Annotated in this window: 17 protein-coding genes; 11 read left to right on the top strand and 6 right to left on the bottom strand. The window is 45.9% G+C overall.

Translation table 11 applies throughout. The features are described from left to right. Nucleotides 1-279: 279 nt before the first annotated feature. Together fliK and ACTRWF_RS03820 are read left to right on the top strand one after the other, a co-directional pair. Entirely contained in the window at nt 280-2,865 is a 2,586-nt protein-coding gene (fliK, locus tag ACTRWF_RS03825; RefSeq protein ID WP_015066374.1) for a flagellar hook-length control protein FliK, read from the top strand. An 11-nt stretch (nt 2,866-2,876) separates the two neighbouring features. Further along, entirely contained in the window at nt 2,877-3,194 is a 318-nt protein-coding gene (locus tag ACTRWF_RS03820; RefSeq protein WP_012517450.1) for an EscU/YscU/HrcU family type III secretion system export apparatus switch protein, read from the top strand. Between the two features lie 154 nt (nt 3,195-3,348). Here ACTRWF_RS03820 and ACTRWF_RS03815 read toward each other — a convergent pair whose 3' ends face one another. The 4 genes from ACTRWF_RS03815 to ACTRWF_RS03800 form a co-directional block, all read right to left on the bottom strand. Next, the gene (locus tag ACTRWF_RS03815) at nt 3,349-4,545 is read right to left on the bottom strand and encodes an ABC transporter permease (protein WP_012517449.1); all 1,197 of its coding nucleotides are present in this window, start codon (nt 4,543-4,545) and stop codon (nt 3,349-3,351) included. After that, on the bottom strand, nt 4,529-5,350 hold the full coding sequence (locus tag ACTRWF_RS03810) for an ATP-binding cassette domain-containing protein (RefSeq protein WP_015066373.1): 822 nt from the start codon (nt 5,348-5,350) through the stop codon (nt 4,529-4,531). The genes ACTRWF_RS03815 and ACTRWF_RS03810 overlap by 17 nt, the downstream gene beginning before the upstream one ends. 304 nt (nt 5,351-5,654) lie before the next feature. Continuing rightward, on the bottom strand, nt 5,655-6,701 hold the full coding sequence (recA, locus tag ACTRWF_RS03805) for a recombinase RecA (protein ID WP_012517447.1): 1,047 nt from the start codon (nt 6,699-6,701) through the stop codon (nt 5,655-5,657). Between the two features lie 120 nt (nt 6,702-6,821). After that, complete coding sequence (locus ACTRWF_RS03800) at nt 6,822-7,361, bottom strand: CinA family protein (protein WP_012517446.1); 540 nt, start codon at nt 7,359-7,361, stop codon at nt 6,822-6,824. A 160-nt stretch (nt 7,362-7,521) separates the two neighbouring features. On the opposite strand from ACTRWF_RS03800, the gene mutS reads away from it, so the two are divergent. The 9 genes from mutS to ACTRWF_RS03755 all read left to right on the top strand — a co-directional run bounded on the left by mutS (nt 7,522) and on the right by ACTRWF_RS03755 (nt 20,689). Further along, nucleotides 7,522-10,113, top strand: a complete 2,592-nt coding sequence (gene mutS, locus ACTRWF_RS03795; RefSeq protein ID WP_015066372.1) for a DNA mismatch repair protein MutS — start codon at nt 7,522-7,524, stop codon at nt 10,111-10,113. Nucleotides 10,114-10,249: 136 nt separating this feature from the next. Then, nucleotides 10,250-11,881 (top strand): CTP synthase, encoded by a 1,632-nt coding sequence (locus ACTRWF_RS03790; protein WP_020742982.1) that lies wholly within the window; start codon nt 10,250-10,252, stop codon nt 11,879-11,881. 59 nt (nt 11,882-11,940) lie between these two features. Continuing rightward, a complete protein-coding gene (gene eno / locus ACTRWF_RS03785; RefSeq protein WP_012517443.1) occupies nt 11,941-13,233 on the top strand; it encodes a phosphopyruvate hydratase in 1,293 nt (430 codons plus the stop codon). 144 nt (nt 13,234-13,377) lie between these two features. Continuing rightward, a complete protein-coding gene (locus tag ACTRWF_RS03780; protein WP_012517442.1) occupies nt 13,378-14,118 on the top strand; it encodes a hypothetical protein in 741 nt (246 codons plus the stop codon). Nucleotides 14,119-14,547: 429 nt separating this feature from the next. Next, complete coding sequence (gene leuA / locus ACTRWF_RS03775; RefSeq protein WP_020742981.1) at nt 14,548-16,107, top strand: 2-isopropylmalate synthase; 1,560 nt, start codon at nt 14,548-14,550, stop codon at nt 16,105-16,107. Continuing rightward, complete coding sequence (gene leuB / locus ACTRWF_RS03770; RefSeq protein ID WP_012517440.1) at nt 16,108-17,205, top strand: 3-isopropylmalate dehydrogenase; 1,098 nt, start codon at nt 16,108-16,110, stop codon at nt 17,203-17,205. A gap of 9 nt (nt 17,206-17,214) precedes the next feature. Further along, a complete protein-coding gene (gene leuC / locus ACTRWF_RS03765) occupies nt 17,215-18,615 on the top strand; it encodes a 3-isopropylmalate dehydratase large subunit (RefSeq protein WP_012517439.1) in 1,401 nt (466 codons plus the stop codon). Between the two features lie 3 nt (nt 18,616-18,618). Continuing rightward, nucleotides 18,619-19,224 carry a 3-isopropylmalate dehydratase small subunit gene (leuD, locus tag ACTRWF_RS03760; RefSeq protein ID WP_015066369.1) on the top strand — a complete coding sequence of 202 codons (606 nt, stop codon included), beginning with the start codon at nt 18,619-18,621 and terminating at the stop codon, nt 19,222-19,224. Between the two features lie 277 nt (nt 19,225-19,501). After that, nucleotides 19,502-20,689: an HD-GYP domain-containing protein gene (locus tag ACTRWF_RS03755; protein WP_015066368.1), complete on the top strand. Its 1,188-nt coding sequence runs from the start codon at nt 19,502-19,504 to the stop codon at nt 20,687-20,689. Between the two features lie 162 nt (nt 20,690-20,851). Here ACTRWF_RS03755 and ACTRWF_RS03750 read toward each other — a convergent pair whose 3' ends face one another. Then, the gene (locus ACTRWF_RS03750; RefSeq protein ID WP_462835150.1) at nt 20,852-22,099 is read right to left on the bottom strand and encodes a general secretion pathway protein GspB; all 1,248 of its coding nucleotides are present in this window, start codon (nt 22,097-22,099) and stop codon (nt 20,852-20,854) included. Next, entirely contained in the window at nt 22,092-23,003 is a 912-nt protein-coding gene (locus tag ACTRWF_RS03745) for an ExeA family protein (RefSeq protein ID WP_012517435.1), read from the bottom strand. The genes ACTRWF_RS03750 and ACTRWF_RS03745 overlap by 8 nt, the downstream gene beginning before the upstream one ends. Nucleotides 23,004-23,024: the final 21 nt, after the last annotated feature.

Below are 23,024 nucleotides of genomic sequence, written 5' to 3'. Positions count from 1 at the left end.
TTTTAAAAAATGGTGCTAGTCTACCACATGAACGCTTTTTCGCAGTCGCGAATTCCAATTAAATATGATTTACTTCAAAGACAAACACATTCTTCCCGAGCCTCCTTAGCCCAAGGGTGGGTTGTCTTTCAGCACAAGAATAATTGGTTCACCGACCTTAAGAAAGAATGGTTTCGCTGTACTTTATTAGCGAGCGCTTATTAATGATGAAACAGCCTCAAAGCTCTTTGCTATACTCAAATAAGTAAGGAAAAGCGCGACTATGCCGATACCTCAATTATGACAACACCATTATCATCACTATTGGCAGCCGCTCTGAATCAGCCAACTAGCCCGACCTCCCCTACATCTTTACCGTCACAGGTAAATGTTGATGCCGCTACTCAAGGGGCGAGTCGAAGTACTTCTCCTGCTATTGCCAACGCTGCGCTGTCGCAGGCAGCCACGTTAGATAATGCGGCGAAAGTAATAGTTGAACGCTTGCCTGAACGAGTGCTATCGATAATGGTGACTCCAAATAATGTATCGTCAGCAGCTCAAATACTTAACGTTGCCTTACCCGCAGAAGTCAGCGCTAAGCTTTCCAACCAAGCAATTAATAATGCGCAGCTTGCACTTTTGCCAACCTCTCCTGCCCATATCTCAGGCCCAGAAGCGAAAAGTGCTCAAAATACTTCTCAAAGTCAGGTAAACGCTCAGTCTGCAGTGCTGCTTTCTACACGCTTGTCTCAACAAGGCGTGTCATTGTCTGCGCCCGAAAAAGCTGAATTACTGAAAGCGGTGGTACAAGCTCTTGCTGCAAATAACGCCGCCGTCACGCTTAAAGGTCAGCTTTCGATTTCTACAAAGAGTGAAAATTTTGGGCAACTCATGCTCACCACCGCTAAAAATGAGGTTATTCCCCTATCGGACATTAATACTGAAAAGCTTGATAGCACGGCTAAAGCAGCGCTTCAAAAACTAGTTGGACAACAGGTCGTCATAGGACTAAGCCGAGCTAGCAACGGTGGAATCGCGCTGCAAATCTCTCAAGGTTTGTCCAATGAAAGCGCTGGCCCAACAACCAACCACAATAATTTCGCCGCCATGACTCATAAAAATGTAAGTACCAACTTACAACAACAGCTAATTTCCAGTGCACTTAAGCAAGGTGGCGTAGCTTTTGAGCATAACTTGAGTAACCCGCCTCGACTTAACGCGCTTTTAAAAGGTTCTGGTGCCGACACTAACGCGTTAAAAGTGCTTTCTGCGTTGACCTTAACTGACAACAAGCTTTCGATTCGTACATCACAACAAAGCGCGGTATTACAAATTGATATACCTCAGAGCAAGGGGTCTTCCCTTGCGGCCCCGACTCTGACGCAGGAGCAGGTAAATAAACTTAACCTTTCGCAATTACCAAAAGCGACAGCGAAAGGGCTCGAAGCCGTCGCCGGCACTAGCGCTAGTTTTACCTCATCTTCTCAGCCAAACGTTAAAACTGAAGTTCCCACATCGCTTAAAGGCACCAATGTTCACAATGCAATCGCCGCACTTTCCCGAGTATTACTGAGCCAAACAGGCAGTACAAACCAAGCACTGAACCAACTCATAGCTATTGTGGAGAATGAAAGATTATCGCCCAGCCAGGGTATGCCTAAAGCACATGAAGCTCAGCATTTTGATAAAATTTTGCAACAACTTAAAGGCCTTGATGCACTCAACGCAAAGGCTTCTCAAGCCAAGGTATCAAATGGAGAATTTATCGGCCCTCCAAAGCCACCTAAGGAACAACTGCTAGCATCGGCAAAAGCTATATTAACTGAAGGGAAAGATGCCGCTTCAGCAGAGAATAATGGCCTGCAAGGAAAAGACAGTGGGCGTAAACCCTCGCTTGTATCACTTGCCTCTCTCGCACAAGCGTTAAGCTCACAGGCCAAAGGCTTATCAAATAGTTTACTGAGCAATATCGCTGCACAACTGGCGGCTACACAAGGTAAAGGCGCAGAGATACCACCAGTGGATTCAGATAGTCATGCCAGCCCAGCCTTCTCTAAAACAAATGAAAGTGTAGCTGGCGAGAACGTCGGTGCAGTCGACGGGGTAAAAACTGGAACGAAGAAACTAGCGCTAGATATGAATGAACAAGGATTGTCGCAACGCTTGCAGCAGCTTATATCCACACAGGCGCTCGTTACCACACCAATTAACTTAACCTCGCCCGTAAACGCTTCTAGCTTTGTTCAAGGACTGGTTGCCTTAGTTCAATTGGCACTAGCGGGTCGCGCCATGCAGCGTCAGCCTAGCTTAAAAGCGCAAATAGACGCGCCTGACTCTATCGTTTCAAAAACGTTAACGAATATGGGGGTTACCGCTCAACCAAGTCGTGTTAGCCAAGACATGCACCAGCTAGACGGCCGACAGCAGCTGCTTTCTCAACTTAAAACGCTGCTAAGTAGCCACCAGCAAAACAAAATTGCTAATGTGGACAGCCGTATTCAAGGCCAAGATAGTTTCTATTACGTTTTGCCATCGCTTTCACAGCACCACAGTCCACCAGAACTCTTGATAAAACGAGAGCAAGGTGGGCAGAACAATAAGCACGCACAAGCAGGCCAGCGCTCTCTTTGGAATATCACGATGAAGCTAGACATTGGTGACAGCGGACAAGTGTTGGCAAAATCAAAGATAGATCAAAGTAGCATTACGCTCGATTTGTATGCATCAAATGATGAAGTATTAAAACGCATTAGCGATACCCTGCCCTACCTGCATCGTCGTTTAGAATCATTAGGGCTGGAGGTTGAAAACACGAGCTTTCAGCGGGGTCATATCCCTGACACGCTAAACACTCGACCGCATCAAATTTTTGAAACACGGGTATGAGAAGTGCATCGATGAGCGACACGAGAAAGGCGAAACGGGCAATTGGATTAAAATATGAAGGTGGCGATAAGAAAAACACACCGAAGGTCGTGTCCAAAGGCTATGGAGACTTAGCCGAAGCGATTATCGCCATGGCTGAAGAAACGGGCATTTTAATCCACGAAGACCCGTATTTAAGTGAAGTGTTGGCCACTCTCGATGTAGGTCAAGATATCCCTGAGTCACTGTATTTTGTTATTGCTGAACTCCTTGCTTATTCTTATGTATTGCAAGGCAAGATACCGCCTGGCTGGGAAGGTATTATCAAACGTGTTGATTTTGAGGTTTAGGGCAGAAATACTACCTATGTCTTTCCCGGCAGCTCTATCCAAGCGTTAGCAAAGAGAAAGTAAAAAACGCTTAGTCGGGCTTTTTATCTATTGTAACTAAATAGCCCGCTATTACGGGCTATTTTTAAATGAGTGTAATAACTGCAGCCCTTACTTATCTAAACAACACTTTTTCTTTATTAAACCAGTGTATGCAGAAGAAGATAAGCCCGGTTGCAATAACCGCTGTAGAAGTGAAAATTCCGAACAGGGCGAAGTAATCCATAGTCCCCTTGAACAGTTCTTTCATCGCCAGTGCTACGTTAGTCAGCGGAACCCATACCCAGCCACCTTTCAATTCTACACCAGGCATCATGGCAATAATAACAGGGAAGATGACTACCATTATGAGCGACCCCATATAGCTTTGCGCTTCTTTAAACGAGCGAGCGTAGATAGAAAGAGACAGTAATACTGCTGCGAACACTGCCACAACCGGGACCAACATTAAGAAGATAAGTAAAAAGTCGACTAGACCAATCATAGACATTATTTCTACTACAAATTCCACTGCCATACCTTGGGATAATACCAAGCCCCATATGGCCATGGAAGATACCGTTATTAGCGCAGTAACAATACCTGCGGTGGCAACCGTAAAGAACTTGCCCAATACCAACTTGTGACGATCCATTGGCGATATAAGCAGGGTCTCTAGGGTACCGCGCTCTTTTTCTCCTGCACCTAAATCTGCTGCTGGTGCCATCGCACCCTGTAAACACAAAATAAAGATGAAGTACGGCAGCATACCGCCTAAGCGTTCACCCCATACTTCACGATCATCCGCCACATTTTGCTTTTCTATCTTGATTGGCTTCAACAAAGCCTCTTGCTGAGTTTCATCTAGATTAAGCTGCGCAAAAGCGGTCTGTTGGAAAGCATCGGTATATTCATCAATGATGTCAGATACACGCCCCATAACTTTGTTAAGGCCTGCATCGTTTAAATAAAGCTGAATCTTATGTTGCCCTGAATTTAATACATCACTATCGAAACTTTCTGGTATAACCAACACAAAGTCTAACGTTTCGTTTTTAATGAGTTTGGCATAATCCGTTTCATCGCCAATCGCGACCGGTTCAAACTTATCAGACGCGTCGTTAAAAGATTGTACAATTGCTGGCGCGTAGGCTTCGCCAACGATAGCGTATTTTAATACTTCGTTTTCTGCTTTATCTGCCGCTGAACTCATAAAAAAGAATGCGACACCAAAAATGGCTGGGAACAGTAGAAGCGGTAAACCAATCATAAAGATGATGGTTTTCTTATCGCGCAATAGCTCTTTGAATTCCTTTTTAAAGATTAACCACATTGCCCGTCTCCTCAGTATCCATTGATAGTGTTTTTAGAAAGCTCTTGTGCATCTGACCGCTGGCCCCGTCATTGCCAGACAAAGCACTAAAAGCGGCAAGCGAATCGTTAAATACGGTTTCCCCTTGGTTAATCACGGTCACCTTGTCGCAAAGGGTTTGCACCTCATCAAGATGGTGAGTAGAGAAAATAACCGGGGTACCTTTATCCTTAAGGCGTTGGATAAATTCCATAACGGTACTGGTTGCCATAATATCAAGGCCGGTTGTAGGTTCATCAAGTACCACCAGTTCTGGCTCGTGAATAACAGCGCGGGCAATCGACACTTTTTGTTTCATGCCTGATGAAAAATTCTCCGCTCTTCTATCAAGGAAGGTTTGCATATCGAGCAAGTCAGCTAACTCTTCAATACGTGCATTAATCACATTTTTTGAAATGCCGTGTAGCTCACCGAAGTAGCTAATATTCTCACGCCCGCTTAAACGGCCATATAGACCTGTTGAACTCGAAAGAAAACCAATTTTCTTTCGCGCAATGTTGGGGTTAGAAAGTACGTCCTCGCCACCTATGAGTACTTTGCCACTGTCGGGTTTAAGCGCTGTTGAAAGCATACGCAATGTAGTGGTTTTACCTGCGCCGTTAGGCCCTAGCAGTCCCAGAACCTGACCTTTTTCGCAAGTAAAAGACACATCCCTTACTGACTGAAAATAACGCCCTTTTAAACGCGGGTCCTTCTTCTCTTGTTCGCTAAGCTTTTTCGGGTTTTCCACCGTAAAGCGTTTAGCGAGACCTGATATTTCAATCATTCCCTTTTCCCTCTTGATGTAAGCTGTTCTCAATATTAATCGTTGTTCAAGGCATTATTTGCTATAGCCACAAATTTTCCTTATTTATATTCTCAAACGTTGAACCTTGGAAATACCCCAAAAGCCAACCTTTCTTTGTAGTCTTCGCTTATCGTACTTTATTACAGCATTCCCTGTTTTTATTTTTTGTACAAGTTCTAGGTTACCAAGAAGTGTTAATAAATATGTATTGTCGAAGGTATAAAATGCAGATACAAAAAAACCCACCAAAGGGTGGGTTTTTAATCGCTATGAAGCGTTAATTTTACTCAGGAAGTACGTCGTCTTCACCCTGCGGCAATGCTTCTTCTGCCTTTACTGTTTTAGAAAGCAATAGTTCTTGGCGGATCTTCGTTTCGATCTCGTTTGCTGTCTCTGGGTGTTCCTTAAGGTACTTCATTACGTTTGCTTTACCTTGACCAATACGGTCACCCTTATAGCTGTACCAAGCGCCGGCTTTATCAACAAGCTTCTGCTTAACACCTAGGTCAATAAGCTCTGCTTCTTTGCTGATACCTTCACCGTAGCGGATCATAAATTCAGCTTGTTTGAACGGTGGCGCAACCTTGTTTTTCACGACCTTCACGCGGGTTTCGTTACCCACTACCTCATCGCCTTCTTTAACTGCACCAATACGGCGAATGTCTAGACGAACAGAAGAGTAGAACTTAAGCGCGTTACCACCCGTTGTCGTTTCTGGGTTACCAAACATTACACCAATCTTCATACGAATTTGGTTAATGAAGATACAAAGGGTGTTTGAACGCTTAATGTTTGCCGTAAGCTTACGCAGCGCCTGTGACATCAAGCGGGCCTGAAGACCAACGTGAGAATCACCCATGTCACCTTCAATTTCGGCTTTTGGTGTAAGTGCAGCAACCGAGTCAACAATAACGACGTCTACGGCACCAGAGCGAACTAACATGTCGCAAATTTCTAACGCTTGCTCACCAGTGTCAGGCTGGGATACCAATAGCTCGTCAATGTTTACGCCTAACTTTTCGGCGTATACAGGGTCTAGCGCGTGTTCAGCGTCAACGAACGCACAGGTTTTACCATTTTTCTGCGCTTCAGCGATAACTTGAAGAGTTAGCGTGGTTTTACCTGATGATTCAGGGCCGTAAATTTCTACAACACGACCACACGGTAAACCGCCTATGCCTAGAGCGATATCAATGGTTAGTGAGCCAGTAGAAATTGCTTCAATATCCATGGCTTGGTTGTCGCCTAAGCGCATGATAGCGCCTTTACCAAATTGCTTTTCAATTTGGCCTACTGCGGCGGTTAAAGCTTTTGATTTGTTATCGTCCACGTATGTATCCTCTAGGATTTGCGGTTAAATTCTGTTTTGACATCGCCTATTCATTTAATGACGGTATCAAATAATGATCACATTCTATACTGTACAAGCATACAGTTTCAACCCGTGTTTTTAATTTTCACTCAACAATTTTACTAAGTGAGAAATAGCAAAAGCGATCGCGTGATGGCGAACTTCATCTCTGTCACCGCTAAATACTTGTTTAATTTGTTCCGCTTTTTCGCCACATAAAAAACCGAACCATACAGTACCCACCGGCTTTTCTTCACTGCCACCATTTGGGCCAGCAATCCCGCTTACAGTAACAACGAGTTGCGCACCACTATTGCGGCGTACTCCGTCCGCCATTTCTTTTACCGTTTGCTGAGATACGGCGCCATACTCTACTAGCGTTTGCTCGGTAACGCCCAATCGGCTTTGTTTAGCACTGTTTGAGTAGGTTACCCATGATTGATTAAACCAATCCGAGCTGCCCGATACACTGGTAAAAGCAAAGGCTATACCTCCGCCCGTACAGGACTCTGCGCTAGACACACTCCAACCTTTTGCTCGAAGTGCATCGCCCAATACCTGAATTTGAGCAGATAATGCACTATCAAGCCTTAAAGGGGTGGCGTTTACTGTCGAATCAGTTGAAAATGTCCCGTTCATTTTAGAGATACCTAGTTACACCTGTTGTTATTCACCAGATCTGTTATTCATAAGATCTGCGCTTGATCTTAAAGAGGGTGAGTTTATCATTTATTCCCTTCAACAGGCATTAAACCCAGCAACAAATTCGCAGAGGCATTTTTTGGAATCACATACTCCTATGATGCGCCAATATTTAAGCATAAAGGCGCAACATCCGAATATTCTACTTTTTTATCGCATGGGCGATTTTTACGAGTTATTTTATGACGATGCCAAAAAAGCTGCTGAATTACTGGACATTTCGCTTACGGCGCGAGGTAAATCGGGTGGCGAGCCCATTCCCATGGCAGGCGTGCCTTATCATGCGGTAGAAAGCTACCTATCGCGTTTAGTAAAAATGGGGGAGTCGGTTGCCATTTGTGAACAAGTTGGCGACCCAGCGACGAGCAAAGGCCCCGTTGAGCGTGCCGTACAGCGCATTGTTACGCCGGGCACTGTAACCGACGAAGCTTTATTAGAAGAGCGTCGCGACAATATTCTTGCCGCTGTGTGCGGCCATAGCATGCATTATGGGTTAGCCACATTAGATGTAACTAGCGGTCGCTTTGTGGTGTTCGAGTGCGATAGTGATGAAAGCTTACTGGCTGAAATTCAGCGCATTAACCCGGCTGAGTTACTTTACCCTGAAGGCTTTGAAAGCCTGTCTCTTGTTGAAAATCGCAAAGGGCTACGCAGGCGTCCCGAGTGGGAATTCGACGTAGATACTGCAAATGAACAGCTTAACGCCCAGTTTGAAACTAAAACATTAGATGGCTTTGGTATAAAAGGCGTCACTAAAGGATTAGGCGCAGCAGGTTGTGTTTTACAATATGTAAAAGATACCCAGCGCACTGCCCTGCCCCACATTCGCCGCATTCAGACTGAACAGCAAGACAGCCGTGTTCAGCTTGATGCCGCAACGCGCAGAAACCTGGAACTTACCCATAATTTGTCTGGCGGTCAGGAAAATACCCTGTTCAGCGTAATGGACACTACCACCACGGCCATGGGCAGTCGTATGTTACAGCGAATCATTCACTCGCCGCTGACCGACCAGCATGAGCTCCAAAGCCGCTTAGACGCAATAGACACCTTTATTAATGACGATCCTGAAGATATCCGCAATGCGCTAAAACACATTGGCGACATAGAGCGTATTATGGCGCGTTTAGCCCTTCGCTCGGCGCGCCCTCGGGATTTTGCACGTTTAAAAAATGCGTTTAATGCACTGCCTGATTTGCAAGATGCTCTTGCCCGTTTTGACACAGGACAAATTAGAAGTATTGGCGAAACCATTGGCACTTACCCTGAGCTTCAAGCCCTGTTAAACAGCGCTATAATCGATAATCCACCAGTTGTTATACGCGATGGTGGCGTAATTGCCGAAGGCTATAATGCTGAACTGGATGAACTGCGCAAACTATCACAAGGTGCTACCGACTACTTAGATGCGATGGAGCAACGTGAGCGTGAACGCACAGGCATTTCTACGCTAAAAGTGGGCTATAACAAAGTGCACGGTTTCTTCATTGAAATTAGTCGTGCTAACAGCGCTTTGGCCCCCGCCGAATACATTCGAAGACAGACCCTTAAGAACACCGAACGTTATATTACGCCTGAGCTTAAAGAACACGAGGACAAAGTGCTAAGTAGCCAAGGGGCTGCACTTGCCCTTGAAAAACAGCTTTATGAAGCCTTGTTTGACAATTTTGCGCCATACCTCAACAAGTTAATTGAAACCGCCGCAGCGCTTGCCAAGCTTGACGTGCTGTGCTGTTTTGCCGAACGCGCGGTATCGCTCGATTGGCATCGGCCAAAATTGAGCCAAGAATGTGCGCTTACTTATGATGCCGGTCGCCACCCTGTGGTTGAGAACGTGATGAAAGACCCCTTCATTGCCAACCCACTGCAACTGGATACTGAGCGCCGTATGCTCGTTATTACCGGCCCAAACATGGGCGGTAAATCGACCTACATGCGTCAAACAGCGCTTATTGCTTTATTGGCCTGCATCGGCAGTTATGTGCCTGCTGAAAACGCCCACATCGGCAAGCTGGATCGCATATTCACCCGGATTGGCGCATCAGATGACCTGGCCTCTGGCCGCTCAACCTTCATGGTTGAAATGACCGAAACGGCAAATATTCTTAATAACGCGACTGAAAACTCACTGGTGTTAATGGATGAAATTGGCCGTGGTACCAGCACCTACGATGGCTTATCGCTGGCATGGGCTTGCGCGAGCTACCTCGCGAAGCAACTCAACGCCTACACCCTTTTTGCGACCCACTATTTTGAGCTGACCGAGCTACCCGAAACGCAAGCGGGCGTTGTGAACGTGCATCTTAATGCGATGGAGTTTGAAGACACCATTCGCTTTATGCATACCGTATCTGAAGGCGCCGCGAACAAGAGCTTTGGTTTACAGGTTGCACAACTTGCTGGTGTACCAAAACCTGTGATTAAAGCCGCTCAGCAAAAGCTCGCTATTTTAGAATCATCACACGTCATGACCAGTGATGAATCAAGGGGCAGTGACACTTCGCAAGCGCAAAGCAACACCTCCAGAAAAATTGACAACAGTTCAAATGCGAAAGGACAAGCAGAAATGCTTTTTCCAGACAAACCGCACCCCGTGGTGGAAGCGCTTGAAAACTTATCGCCCGATGAGCTATCTCCTCGCCAAGCGCTCGACCTCATCTACACCCTTAAACGCTTAAGTCAATCGTAAAATTGCGCATCATGTGGGCAAATTGATTGTCTGCCCACATGAATTTGCGTATACTATCGCCCCGTCCAAAGTGTAGCTGGTTTTGTTCTAAACTCAGCCTATATTTACCATACAACCCAAACGTTCTAGGTTTCGCATGACAAATTATATTTTCGTCACAGGTGGTGTAGTTTCATCGCTAGGTAAAGGTATTGCTGCAGCATCATTAGCCGCAATTCTGGAAGCTCGCGGTCTCACCGTAACCATGTTAAAACTCGACCCTTACATCAATGTCGACCCGGGCACAATGAGCCCCATCCAGCATGGTGAAGTATTTGTTACCGATGACGGCGCAGAGACCGACCTTGATCTTGGTCACTATGAGCGTTTTATTCGCACCCGTATGACCAAGCGCAACAACTTCACAACCGGCCGGGTATATGAAGAAGTACTGAAGCGTGAGCGTCGCGGTGATTACTTAGGTGCAACCATTCAGGTTATCCCTCACATTACCAATGAAATTAAGCGCCGCGTTATCGAAGGTGCTGAAGGTCATGATGTGGCAATTGTTGAAGTGGGCGGAACCGTAGGTGACATCGAGTCACAACCTTTCTTAGAAGCTATTCGTCAGCTTGGTACTGAAGTGGGCCGTGAACGCGCTATGTTCATGCACTTAACACTTGTGCCTTACATGCCTGCATCGGGCGAAGTTAAAACCAAGCCAACGCAGCACTCGGTAAAAGAGCTTCGCTCTATTGGTATTCAGCCAGACATTTTAGTGTGCCGTTCTGTCGGTGCATTGCCAGCCAGTGAACGCTCTAAAATTGCGCTGTTCACTAACGTTGCTGATAAAGCCGTTATTTCATTAAAAGACGTAGACAGTATTTACCGTATTCCTGCCGCACTTAAAGCTCAGGGTATGGATCAGCTGGTTGTAGACCGCTTCGGTCTTGAATGTAACGAAGCCGACTTGTCTGAGTGGGAACAGGTACTTTACGCAGAATCTAACCCTACCGCTGAAGTTAATATCGGCATGATTGGGAAATACGTTGAACTGCCTGATGCTTATAAATCAGTTAATGAAGCGCTTAAACACGCCGGCCTTAAAAACCGTCTTACTGTGAATATCCATCACATTGACTCACAAGATGTGGAAAGCAAAGGCACACAAATTTTAGAGCAGTTAGATGCTATCTTAGTGCCTGGCGGCTTTGGTGAGCGCGGTATTGAAGGTAAAGTTGCGGCAGCCCGCTATGCGCGCGAAAACAAGGTGCCATACTTAGGTATTTGTTTGGGTATGCAGGTAGCGCTTATCGAATACGCACGTAACGTTGCCGGCATGGAAAAAGCGAACAGCACAGAGTTCGACCCTGAAACACCTTACCCAGTTGTTGGCCTTATTACCGAGTGGTTAGACGCTGCGGGTACGACCGAAGTGCGCACTGAAACATCAGACCTTGGCGGTACAATGCGTTTAGGTAGCCAGCTTTGCCACCTTATTGAAGGGACAAAAGTACACGAGATGTACGGCAACGCTGAGATTTATGAGCGCCACCGTCACCGTTACGAAGTGAACAATAATCTTCGCGATCAAATTGAAGCAGCAGGATTGAAAGTAAGTGGTTTGTCCACTGACAAGCGACTTGTAGAAGTAGTGGAAATCCCTGATCATCCTTGGTTCATTGCGGGCCAATTCCACCCTGAGTTCACATCAACGCCTCGGGATGGACACCCTTTATTTACTGGTTTCGTTGCTGCGGCAGGAAAGTACCAGAAAGAAAATCACTAATTTCTAATAAAAGGGGCGCTCTCTCCTGTTGCGCCCCATTACATTGTTGAGGAAAAAACATGGCGAAAATTAGTCGCATTATCGGACGCGAAATCTTAGATTCACGCGGAAATCCTACTGTAGAAGCAGATGTATACTTAGAATCAGGCGCAATGGGCCGTGCTGCTGCACCATCAGGTGCCTCTACTGGTAGCCGCGAAGCACTAGAACTACGCGACGGCGACAAGTCTCGTTACCTAGGTAAAGGCGTAACAAAAGCCGTTGCAGCGATTAACGATACCATTTCACCAGCATTACTAGGCAAAGACGCACTAGCACAAGCTGATATCGACGGCATCATGATTGACCTTGATGGCACAGAAAACAAAGAAACACTGGGCGCGAACGCGATCCTTGCGGTTTCTCTTGCTGTAGCAAAAGCGGCAGCGGCTGAAAAAGGCGTAGCACTTTACGAGCACATTGCAGACCTAAACGGCACATCTGGTCAGTACTCAATGCCTGTTCCTATGATGAACATCATCAACGGTGGTGAGCACGCTGACAACAACGTAGACATTCAAGAGTTCATGGTTCAGCCAGTAGGCGCGAAGAGCTTTAAAGAAGCTTTACGTATGGGCGCGGAAATTTTCCACGCACTTAAGAAAGTACTTTCTGCCAAAGGTCTAAACACAGCGGTTGGTGACGAAGGTGGTTTTGCCCCTAACCTTAGCTCAAACGCTGAAGCACTTGCTGTTATCGTTGAAGCCGTTGAAAACGCTGGCTATAAAATGAATGAAGACATCACACTTGCACTAGACTGTGCGGCGTCTGAATTCTACAAAGAAGGCAAATACGTTCTATCTGGCGAAGACAAAAGCTTCGATTCAGAAGCGTTTGGCGACTACCTTGCTGACCTTTCTGCACAGTACCCAATTGTATCTATTGAAGACGGCCTAGACGAAAGCGACTGGGACGGCTGGGCAAGCCTAACTAAGAAGATTGGTGACAAAGTACAGCTAGTTGGCGACGACTTGTTTGTAACTAACACCAAAATCCTTAAACGCGGTATTGATAACGGCATTGGCAACTCAATCCTTATCAAGTTCAACCAAATCGGTTCACTAACTGAAACCCTTAACGCAATTAAAATGGCGAAAGACGCTGGCTTTACAGCGGTTATCTCTCACCGTTCTGGTGAAACAGAAGACGCCACCATTGCTGACCTTGCAGTAGGTACAGCGGCTGGCCAAATCAAGACGGGTTCACTATGTCGTTCTGACCGTGTTGCTAAGTACAACCAACTTCTTCGCATTGAGGAAGCACTAGGTGACGCAGCAACTTACAAAGGCCGTAGCGAAATCAAAGGCCAGTAAGTTACCCCTGTTAAAATGATGAAAGGCCGCTTAATGTAGCGGCTTTTTTTGTCTGTTTTTCACGCTGTTTAGTTAAACCGTGTAGCATCAAGCGCTGAATCTTGGTAGTGTTAAATGACTCTAGACAGGCATTTGATAACCCTAATGGCTCCAGGCGACGAACTTTCTCACTCTACTACCAACACTCAAGTTGGCTTTTTTAGTGACGCTGGTGAACTTGGTGGAAGCCATCCTCAATTTAATGAAATATGTACTGCCTTGTACGAAAGGGAAGTTATCTCTCTCGCACACAGTCAAATAACGAACCTTTCTTTACTTAAGCGTCGAATGGGCGGCCTTCCCTATCACGTTAAAGCCATTGCTCGACATATGGTAAATAACGAGGCTTTATCTAACCCATCGCCGCTAAGAGTAGATACACACAATGGTAGTTGGTATGCCAAGCAATCGGCCAAATGCCCCGGTATTAATCATTTAGATGATTCAGAAAAACGGGAGTCCTGGTATCGAAAAAATGCTAAGTACGGCCTTGTTGTCCCCGTTCTGGTTTTAAATATTGAAGGTACGCACATTGAACTCGATTCTATTGATATGGTTAATCAAGACAATACGCAGCTACATTTAAACAAGAATGGATGGTTTGCTAATACAGGTGAATGTATTCACTCCACTACACAGCCAGACGATGACTCTGCTTCAACGGCGCTTTCTGTGGAGCGTAAAATATTACTGCGGCCTTCAAAGGCTATAGTAACCGCAGCTTGCTGTGGCCACGCGTGGAGCTTTAAGTCAAAGCGTTCACCTCGTGCATTAACCCTTCGCGAAATGCGCTTGTCGACGCAATTAAACTGGAAGAATTTCACGTTAAATCCAAAAGACCAATAAATATGCACTAATTGAGAATAAAAACTCAAAATACCGAAAACCGAAATTTTATATTTTTTAGTAGAAACATCCTACCTAAAGAGAAAAAAGCAACAAAATCTCTAAGACCCTAAGCTCTCTACCTTAAAATCACCTTTCACTTAAATCCTGGTTAGGATAAATATCCTAAATAATTAAAAGATAGCTTTTATACACGAAAAATATACTCATTATCGTAAACAATGGTTGACCTCTTCATGCCACATGGTACATTGTCGCTATCAACTTGGTCAGCAAAGAAACAACAGCAAATGCGTATTCGTTTTCTTCTTCTATCTCTACTCCTTATGGCAGCCAGACTGCACGGGTAGATTGCGACCAGCGATTCAAATTCACAAAAACCCGTGCCAAGCACGGGTTTTTTTTTAACTATTTAACTGAGAGAGCGTCATGACAAATCAAGTGAAAATCTTTGATACCACATTGCGAGACGGTGAGCAGGCCTTACCTGCAAGCCTAAGTGCCAAAGAAAAACTACAGATTGCGCTGGCGCTCGAACGGTTAGGCGTTGATATTATCGAAGCTGGTTTCCCTGTATCTTCACCCGGTGATTTTCAATCAGTTCAAATGATTGCAAAAGAAGTGAAAAACTCTATCGTTTGTGGTTTATCTCGGGCGCTTCCAGGCGACATTGATGCCTGTGGACAAGCGTTGAGCGTTGCCGAACAGTTTCGTATACACACCTTTATCGCCACCTCTGAAATTCACGTGGGCGCCAAGCTTCGCAAGTCTCAAGATGAAATTGTGGATATGGCAGTAGCTGCCGTAAAACATGCGCGCAAGTACACAGACGACGTGGAGTTTTCGTGTGAAGATGCGGGCCGTACTCATATCGATTACCTATGTCGTATGGTAGAGGCAGCAATCAACGCCGGCGCAACTACCGTCAATATTCCTGATACCGTAGGCTACACCACGCCAACTGAGTTTGGCGGCATTATTCAGCAACTGTTCAATCGCGTTCCGAATATCGATAAAGCGACCATTTCGGTACATTGCCACAACGATTTGGGTTTAGCCGTTGCAAACTCCCTTGCGGCCGTCGAGCAAGGCGCTAGGCAGATAGAGTGTACTATTAATGGTATTGGTGAGCGTGCGGGTAATGCGTCGCTAGAAGAAATTGCCATGATCTTACAAACTCGTAAGAACATGTTGGGCTTTGAAACCAATATCAATTCTTCTGAAATTTCGCGTTCTTCTAAGTTAGTTAGTCAGCTTTGTAATATGCCCGTCCAGGCAAACAAAGCCATTGTCGGCGCTAACGCATTTAGTCACTCGTCTGGTATTCACCAAGACGGCGTCTTAAAAGCGCAAAACACTTATGAAATTATGACCCCAGAAAGTGTGGGCATTAATAAAAACAACCTAAACCTAACGTCGCGATCTGGCCGCCATGTAATTAAACACCGTTTAACCGAACTGGGTTATAAAGCTGAAGACTATGATTTAGAAGCGGTTTATGACGCATTCTTGAAGTTAGCGGATAAAAAAGGGCAAGTTTACGATTACGACCTTGAAGCCTTGTTATTCTTTGATAAACAAAAACACGACCAAGCTCACTTCCAATTGCTTTATCTTCAAGCGAATTCAGGCCGTGAAATCATTCCAAGCGCCACGGTGAAAATGAAAGTGGGCAATGAAGAAATTACCCAGTCTAGTACTGGCAACGGCCCTGTAGATGCGGCTTATAAAGCGATTATGTCTATACTAGGGCATGAAGATTTAGAAGTTGTGGACTTCAAACTAGATTCAAAAGGTGAAGGTGCAGACGCCCTTGCACAAGTAAGCGTTATCGCCACTTATAAAGGCCGCCGCTTCCATGGTATTGGCCTTGCTACAGATATTGTAGAAGCCGGCGTTAAAGCCTTGATCTTTGTATTAAACAACACTTATTTAGCCGATCAAATCGATCAGCAAAAAAATCAACAAGAACGCGTTGCGGGAGTATAAATGAGCCAGTATTCAATTGCCGTACTAGCCGGAGACGGTATCGGCCCAGAAGTTATGCAGGAAGCCAATAAGGTTTTAGATGCAGTCGAAAAGAAGTTTAACGTTAGCCTAAACCGAACTGCATACCCTGTGGGTGGCTATGCCATTGATACTGAAGGTGAAGCCCTGCCTTCTAAAACTTTGCTAGGCTGCGAACAAGCCGATGCGATTTTGTTTGGCAGTATCGGCGGCCCTAAATGGGATACATTACCGTTAGAGCAGCGCCCAGAACGTGCTGCGTTGCTTACCCTTCGCAGCCACTTTGACCTGTTCAGTAATCTTCGCCCTGCACGCATTTATCCTGGTCTTGAAAGCCTGTCGCCGCTACGCGAAGACATTGCTAAGTCAGGGGTAGATGTTTTAGTTGTGCGCGAACTGACTAGCGGTATTTACTTTGGCCAGCCAAAAGGTCGAGAAGGTGAAGGCGAAGAGGAATTCGCTTATGACACCATGCGCTACAGCAAACGGGAAATTCGCCGTATTGCTATTGCAGCGTTTGAAGCAGCGCAAAAGCGTCGCGGTAAAGTAACCTCTGTAGATAAAGCAAACGTATTGGTCACAAGCCGTTTATGGCGCGAGATTGCCGAAGAAGTAGCAAAAGACTACCCAGACGTAGAGCTTGATCATATCTACATTGATAACGCGACTATGCAAATTATGAAGAACCCGGCTCAGTTCGACGTGATGCTATGCTCTAACCTGTTTGGCGATATCGTTTCTGACGAATGCGCCATGATGACCGGCTCTATGGGCTTGTTACCGTCGGCAAGTATGAACGAAGATGGCTTTGGCCTTTATGAACCTGCAGGCGGTTCAGCCCCCGATATCGCAGGTCAGGGTATCGCTAACCCTATCGCACAAATTTTATCAGCCGCTATGATGCTGCGTTTTAGCATGAACTTAGGCGACGCTGCAGATGCGATTGAAAAAGCGGTAGTAGCCACTTTAGAAGCAGGTGTACTGACAGGCGAGTTACTCCCTGCTGAACAACGTGAAAATGCAGCAAGCACATCGCAAGTAGGCGATGAAATTGTAAAACAATTAATGGCGCAGGAGTAAAAGAACCTCATGGCCAAGACCTTATATGACAAAGTGTGGCAAGCGCACATTATCGACCAAATCGGTGAAGACAGCTTAATTTATATCGACCGTCATTTAATTCACGAAGTGACGTCGCCGCAGGCATTCGCGGGCTTAAACGAAAAGGGCCGCAAAGTACGTCGTCCAGATCGTACTGTTGGCACTATGGATCACAGTATATCAACCCGTTCATTGGCAATTGATGCGTGCGGCCCGGCTAACGCGCTGCAGCTTCAAACCTTGGCTAAAAACTGTGAAGAGCATAATATTCAGCTTTTTCCTGTTGGCCACCAAAAGCAAGGCATTGTGCATGTTATGGGGCCGGAACTTGGCTTAATTCAACCCGGCATGACAGTAGTGTGCGGTGATTCACATACCGCTACCCACGGCGCATTTGGTGCGCTTGCTTTCGGTATTGGTACGTCTCAAGTCGAGCATGTACTGGCTACGCAAACCCTTAAGCAAAGCCGTGCGAAAAGCATGCTGATTAATGTAAACGGTAAACTACCCGTTGGCATTACCGCAAAAGACATCATTCTTGCCATTATTGGCAAAATTGGCCACGCTGGCGCAACCGGTCATGTTATTGAATACGCGGGTGAAGCGATTCGCGGTTTAAGCATGGAAGAGCGCATGACTGTGTGCAACATGAGTATTGAAGCGGGTGCCAAGGCAGGGCTAGTTGCGCCAGATGAGAAAACCTTTGCCTACCTTGAGGGTCGCGAATACGCACCAAAAGGCCAAGACTGGGAAGATGCGGTAGCCTACTGGAAAACGCTCTACACTGAAGAAGGCGCCAAGTTTGATACTGTGGTTGAACTTGAAGCGGCAGATATTGCTCCACAGGTTACTTGGGGTACAAACCCAGGCCAGGTTATTGGCGTAAACACACCAGTACCAGCCCCTGAAGATTTCAGCGATCCAATTGAAAAAGAAAGCGCGGTAAAAGCGCTGGAGTACATGGGCTTAAAGCCAGGCGAAAAGCTTGCTGATATCCCAGTAAACCACGTATTCATTGGCTCTTGTACCAACGGACGTATAGAAGACATGCGCGCAGCGGCACAAGTTGCTAAACGCGGCAAAGTCGCCGATTCCGTTACCGCAATTGTCGTACCGGGTTCGGGCGCGGTTAAACGCCAAGCAGAAGCGGAAGGCCTAGATAAGATATTTACTGACGCTGGCTTTGAATGGCGCTTACCGGGCTGCTCAATGTGCCTTGGTATGAACGACGACAAACTAGTAGCAGGCGATAGATGTGCCTCTACCAGTAACCGCAACTTCGAAGGTCGCCAAGGGCGTGGAGCGCGCACCCATTTGGTTAGCCCAGCAATGGCTGCGGCCGCGGCTATCACTGGCCGTTTTGCTGACGTTAGAGATTATCAGGAGTAAGTTATGTCTGAACAAGGTTTTACACAACACACTGGCATTGCTGCGCCACTTGATCAGGCCAATGTCGATACCGACCAAATCATTCCAAAGCAGTTTCTTACCGGCGTAACCCGTGCAGGCTATGGCAAGCACTTGTTTCACGACTGGCGCTATTTGGACCTGGAAGAAAAAGAGCCAAACCCTGAGTTTTCACTCAACAAGGCAGAGCATGAAGGCGCAAGCTTGTTGCTAGCGCGCGAAAACTTTGGCTGTGGTTCAAGTCGTGAACACGCCCCGTGGGCACTGGCTGACTTTGGCTTTAAAACCGTTATCGCCACCAGCTTTGCGGATATATTCTACGGTAACTGTATTAACAACCAGCTAGTACCTGTTGCATTGTCTAGCGAACAAATGGACGCATTATTTGCTGCAGTGAAAGCAGATCCAACAACCGAGATTACTGTGGATCTTCCAGCGCAAACCGTAAGTTTTAACGATACGAGCTTTAGCTTTGATATTGCAGAGCATCACAAAAATAACCTAATAAAAGGGTTAGATGCCATTGGGCAAACACTAGAGCTTACAAGCAAAATAGAAGCGTTTGAAAATAAGCAGCCTTCTTGGTTGTAGGCATTAACTGCTTACCCCATACCCAGGTGAATGCTATTACCAAGTAGCATTCACCTGCTTTCCTCTACTGCAAAATAGACGTAATACACGAACCAACGTCTTCTATACAGAGAACAAATCACTGTCCTATTGTCCAGATACACGAAGCAACGATTAGATTAAAAAAATGTAGCTTTATACTAAAGGTTAATAAACCGCTCACTTTTTCTATTGGAATATCGTACTATTCGCCTTTATTGTAGTTGAATATGCGGCAACACGTTCCACAGGAGAGATAATGCTAAAACAGGTACCCATTGATGATTTGCAGCCAGGGATGTACGTCAATCAAGTACTTGAACAAACGGGCTCATTGAAAATGCGCTCTAAAGGCATTGTGAAAACCCAAGCCATCATTGATAGCCTTAATTCAAAAGGCATTCTGGTTGTTGAAGTTGACCTTGCCAAATCTAAACTTCCTAAGGCAGAAAAAGCGCCCGTCAAACCTGAAACAGCTCCCGAAAAACCTACCGTGAAGCCTGTAGGCCGTGACTCTATTAATGAAGCTAACGACTTATACGACAGCGCTCTCTCTATCCAAAGCCGCTTTTTAAAGTCATTGAAAAATGGTGGGGCAAAAGATTTGTCCCCAGTGGAATCCCTATCGCAAAGTTTAATAGAAAGCGTTTTTGATAATAAAGATGCGCTTAGCTGTCTGACTATGATCAAAGATACAGACCATTACTTGCTTGAGCACAGTATAAACTGCAGCGTGCTCAGCGGTATCTTTTGTGAGTTTCTTGGCTTCGACAGAGACACCATTGAACAAGTTAGTTTAGGCGCTCTGCTGATGGATATTGGCATGTCTTCGCAACCAGAAGAAATTCGTAATAATACGGAGCAGTTTTCTCAAAACGACTGGGATGTAATGAAAACACACGTGGAAATAGGTGCTGATTTGGTCGCTCAGTGCGGTGACATTTCCGACCTCTCACTGTGTATTATTGAACAGCACCATGAACGGGTTGACGGCAGCGGCTATCCCAAAGGATTAGTGGGCGACGAAATATCTGAGTTTGCTCGCATTGCCGCCATTGTTGATGCGTATGACGCTATGACATCGAACCGTCCGCACAAAAACAGTATTACGCCAACCCAGGCTTTGAAGCGTTTAACTGCTACTGAAAATTTAGATCAGGAATTGGTGAAGCAATTCATACAGTGTATTGGCGTACACCCTGTAGGTTCACTGGTTAGGCTTAAAAGCGGCAAGCTAGGCATAGTAAGTAAACTAAACCCCAAAGACCCGGTAAGCCCGCATGTTATGACCTTTTACAGCGTTACATCTCAACACTTCAACGAAGTGAAACGTGTTGATCTTAGTCTGTACGATGATGAAATTGTCTCAGGCGTTAAACCAGAAGAGTTCAGTTTAAACCTGCCTAAGTTTTTTAAAGACGTTTTCGTTAACCAAATGCCACTTTAAGCTAACACTAATAGGCCTGAGTCCGATTTAATATCGCCGTCAGGCCTAATTCGTCATTTTGAAATGCGTGCTACTTTTAAAGCTCACCCCGCGCTGGACCTTTTTAATTTCTCGCGTAAGTAAATGCGCATAAAAGATACGTCACATTTAAGTGGCAGGTCTTTACCAGTCAGTCAACGCCGCCATGGTAAACAATTCATCTTCAAATGAAAGCACTACCCGCTGCGCTTCTATATTAATAATTTGCACCTTATCGGCAATCCAATCGCCTTCACCTAGTTGCCGCCCGTTTACCCTGACCCACCGATCAGCCGTGCGAGACGCGTACATATGGGCACTAAAGTTCATTGTAGGAAGCCGCGTAAGTAAGCGAACGGGAAGCTGATCGACTCTGGGAATATCATCTTTCACCGTTAGCACATTCTCATCAGGTCGCTCATTATCTTGGGCTTTAGTATCAAGGGCTTCAACCGCTGCGTTAAAGCGAGCCATGAGTTCGGGTGATACCGATACATCAGAATTCGATGTATCCTCGTTGAGGACCTTTCCTTCGTATTCTTGTGCTGTGTCACCACCTAAGGTGGGCTGTGATTGCGCCGCCTCCTTTCCATTTACATCAACGCTGCCTCTCTCGCTCTCGCTTTGGGCTACTGGGTTAGCTAGAGGTTGTTGTACTTCTGCGTTAAGGCCATCCGCTTGACTGCTAGCACCACCGGTTTGACCAACAGAGCCGCTTGTTCCCGACGGACTAATAGGTTGAGAGCCAGCAGAATCCCCCTGTGAATTATTCTGCCCCACGTTACCCTGTGTAGTTTGAGAAGTCGTGTCGCTTTCTGAGGCCCCCTTTACCGAAGCCTGTTTTAGCTCTTCTCTATTTTGCGCTGCATGTAGGCTCGGTGTTCCCTCGTTATTTTCATTATCCGTTGTACTGTTTTTCGTTTCAGCAGCAGGCGAGCTTTCAAGCTTGGCGGTGTGTGAAGTTACTATGGGCCACCAGCGTTCGATTGTTGCAGCACAAAAGCCTATACCCAAACCGACAATAATGACCACTGCAAATAATGCAATCTGCTTAGTATAGAGCTTCCATGCGGATGGTAACCCTTCTACCGTGGGTAAGAATAAACTGCGATTAAACTGCTCATTAAGCGACTTATCAAATTTGGCTGTCGTATCGTGCTCGCCTCGCAATAAGGCTTGAGTTTGGGTTCTATGATGCACCGCAGGCGCAATCTCCACCGTTTGGTCTGGGTCTATTTCAACCTCTTGCACGCCCATTTCTGACAACCCTTGAACCATAGCATCACTGGTCACCAAGCCTGATTTTCGAATTTTTACCGGCCCGTTTTGCTTAAGTATTTGTACTATCACCATACCGGGCTTTACGTTTTCAATGGCTACGATATTAGACATACAAACTCCCCACCCCGTAACCACACACAACGGCGACGAAAAAGGCGGATACCAAGTACCACTTTCGCTGACTTTGCACACGCTGGCTCACTACGTCTTCGCCCAATATTTGCTCTGCTGCTGCCAAGAAAATGGGCTTTTGAACCACAGCATGCTGCTTGGTAAACGATAGCGTTAAGGCGCGGTCGCAAAGCAAATTGATTACCCTTGGGATCCCGCCAGTAATTTGATGCACTGCGCGCAGCGTAGACTTACTGAATATGCTGATGTCCCCTTCTGCAACACTTAAGCGATGCGCAATATACGCGCTTACCTCTGGCGCGGTTAAAGGAAGTAAGTGATAACGGGCAGTGATACGTTGGGCCAACTGGCGCAACTCGTTACGCTTTAACAATTGCTGTAGCTCGGGCTGGCCAATTAGCACCACTTTTAACAGTTTTTCACGGTTGGTTTCTAAATTGGTTAATAAGCGCAGCTGCTCTAATACTTCAGGCAATAAGTGTTGAGCTTCATCAACCATTAACACTGTATTGATACCCGCCTGATGGTTTTCCGCTAATTTCGACAAAATTAAATCGGTGAAGTATTTTAAGCTGGCTTTGTCGGAGTTATATGCCAAACCCAATTCGTCGCATACTGTGGCTAATAGCTCTAATGCAGATAGCGTTGGGTTTAGGATCATGGCGACTTGGGTATTGTCCGGCAGCTGCTGCAACAGCTTTCTTGAAACCGTGGTTTTTCCTGTCCCCACCTCTCCTGTGAGCATTACAAAACCACCACTTTCCCTGAGTCCAAATGTTAAATGAGCCAACGCCTCTTTGTGTCGTGGGCTCATATACAAATAATCGGGGTTGGGCGCAATCGAAAAAGGATTGTCATTTAACCCGAAATAATTCAAATACATGGTTGCTGAAGCGCCTATTTG

This window comes from Alteromonas sp. G5_S2_22_S1 (assembly GCF_054968525.1).
The sequence above is the reverse complement of the archived record's forward strand: the minus strand, read 5'-3'. Positions and strand labels throughout refer to the sequence as shown.

Excerpts from the sequence above, each read along its gene's own strand:
- fliK (WP_015066374.1), top strand. The coding sequence starts at position 280 with ATGACAACACCATTATCATCACTATTGGCAGCCGCTCTGAATCAGCCA.
- ACTRWF_RS03820 (WP_012517450.1), top strand. The coding sequence starts at position 2,877 with ATGAGCGACACGAGAAAGGCGAAACGGGCAATTGGATTAAAATATGAA.
- ACTRWF_RS03815 (WP_012517449.1), bottom strand. The coding sequence starts at position 4,545 with ATGTGGTTAATCTTTAAAAAGGAATTCAAAGAGCTATTGCGCGATAAG.
- ACTRWF_RS03810 (WP_015066373.1), bottom strand. The coding sequence starts at position 5,350 with ATGATTGAAATATCAGGTCTCGCTAAACGCTTTACGGTGGAAAACCCG.
- ACTRWF_RS03800 (WP_012517446.1), bottom strand. The coding sequence starts at position 7,361 with ATGAACGGGACATTTTCAACTGATTCGACAGTAAACGCCACCCCTTTA.
- mutS (WP_015066372.1), top strand. The coding sequence starts at position 7,522 with ATGATGCGCCAATATTTAAGCATAAAGGCGCAACATCCGAATATTCTA.
- ACTRWF_RS03790 (WP_020742982.1), top strand. The coding sequence starts at position 10,250 with ATGACAAATTATATTTTCGTCACAGGTGGTGTAGTTTCATCGCTAGGT.
- eno (WP_012517443.1), top strand. The coding sequence starts at position 11,941 with ATGGCGAAAATTAGTCGCATTATCGGACGCGAAATCTTAGATTCACGC.
- ACTRWF_RS03780 (WP_012517442.1), top strand. The coding sequence starts at position 13,378 with ATGGCTCCAGGCGACGAACTTTCTCACTCTACTACCAACACTCAAGTT.
- leuA (WP_020742981.1), top strand. The coding sequence starts at position 14,548 with ATGACAAATCAAGTGAAAATCTTTGATACCACATTGCGAGACGGTGAG.
- leuB (WP_012517440.1), top strand. The coding sequence starts at position 16,108 with ATGAGCCAGTATTCAATTGCCGTACTAGCCGGAGACGGTATCGGCCCA.
- leuC (WP_012517439.1), top strand. The coding sequence starts at position 17,215 with ATGGCCAAGACCTTATATGACAAAGTGTGGCAAGCGCACATTATCGAC.
- leuD (WP_015066369.1), top strand. The coding sequence starts at position 18,619 with ATGTCTGAACAAGGTTTTACACAACACACTGGCATTGCTGCGCCACTT.
- ACTRWF_RS03755 (WP_015066368.1), top strand. The coding sequence starts at position 19,502 with ATGCTAAAACAGGTACCCATTGATGATTTGCAGCCAGGGATGTACGTC.
- ACTRWF_RS03750 (WP_462835150.1), bottom strand. The coding sequence starts at position 22,099 with ATGTCTAATATCGTAGCCATTGAAAACGTAAAGCCCGGTATGGTGATA.
- ACTRWF_RS03745 (WP_012517435.1), bottom strand. The coding sequence starts at position 23,003 with ATGTATTTGAATTATTTCGGGTTAAATGACAATCCTTTTTCGATTGCG.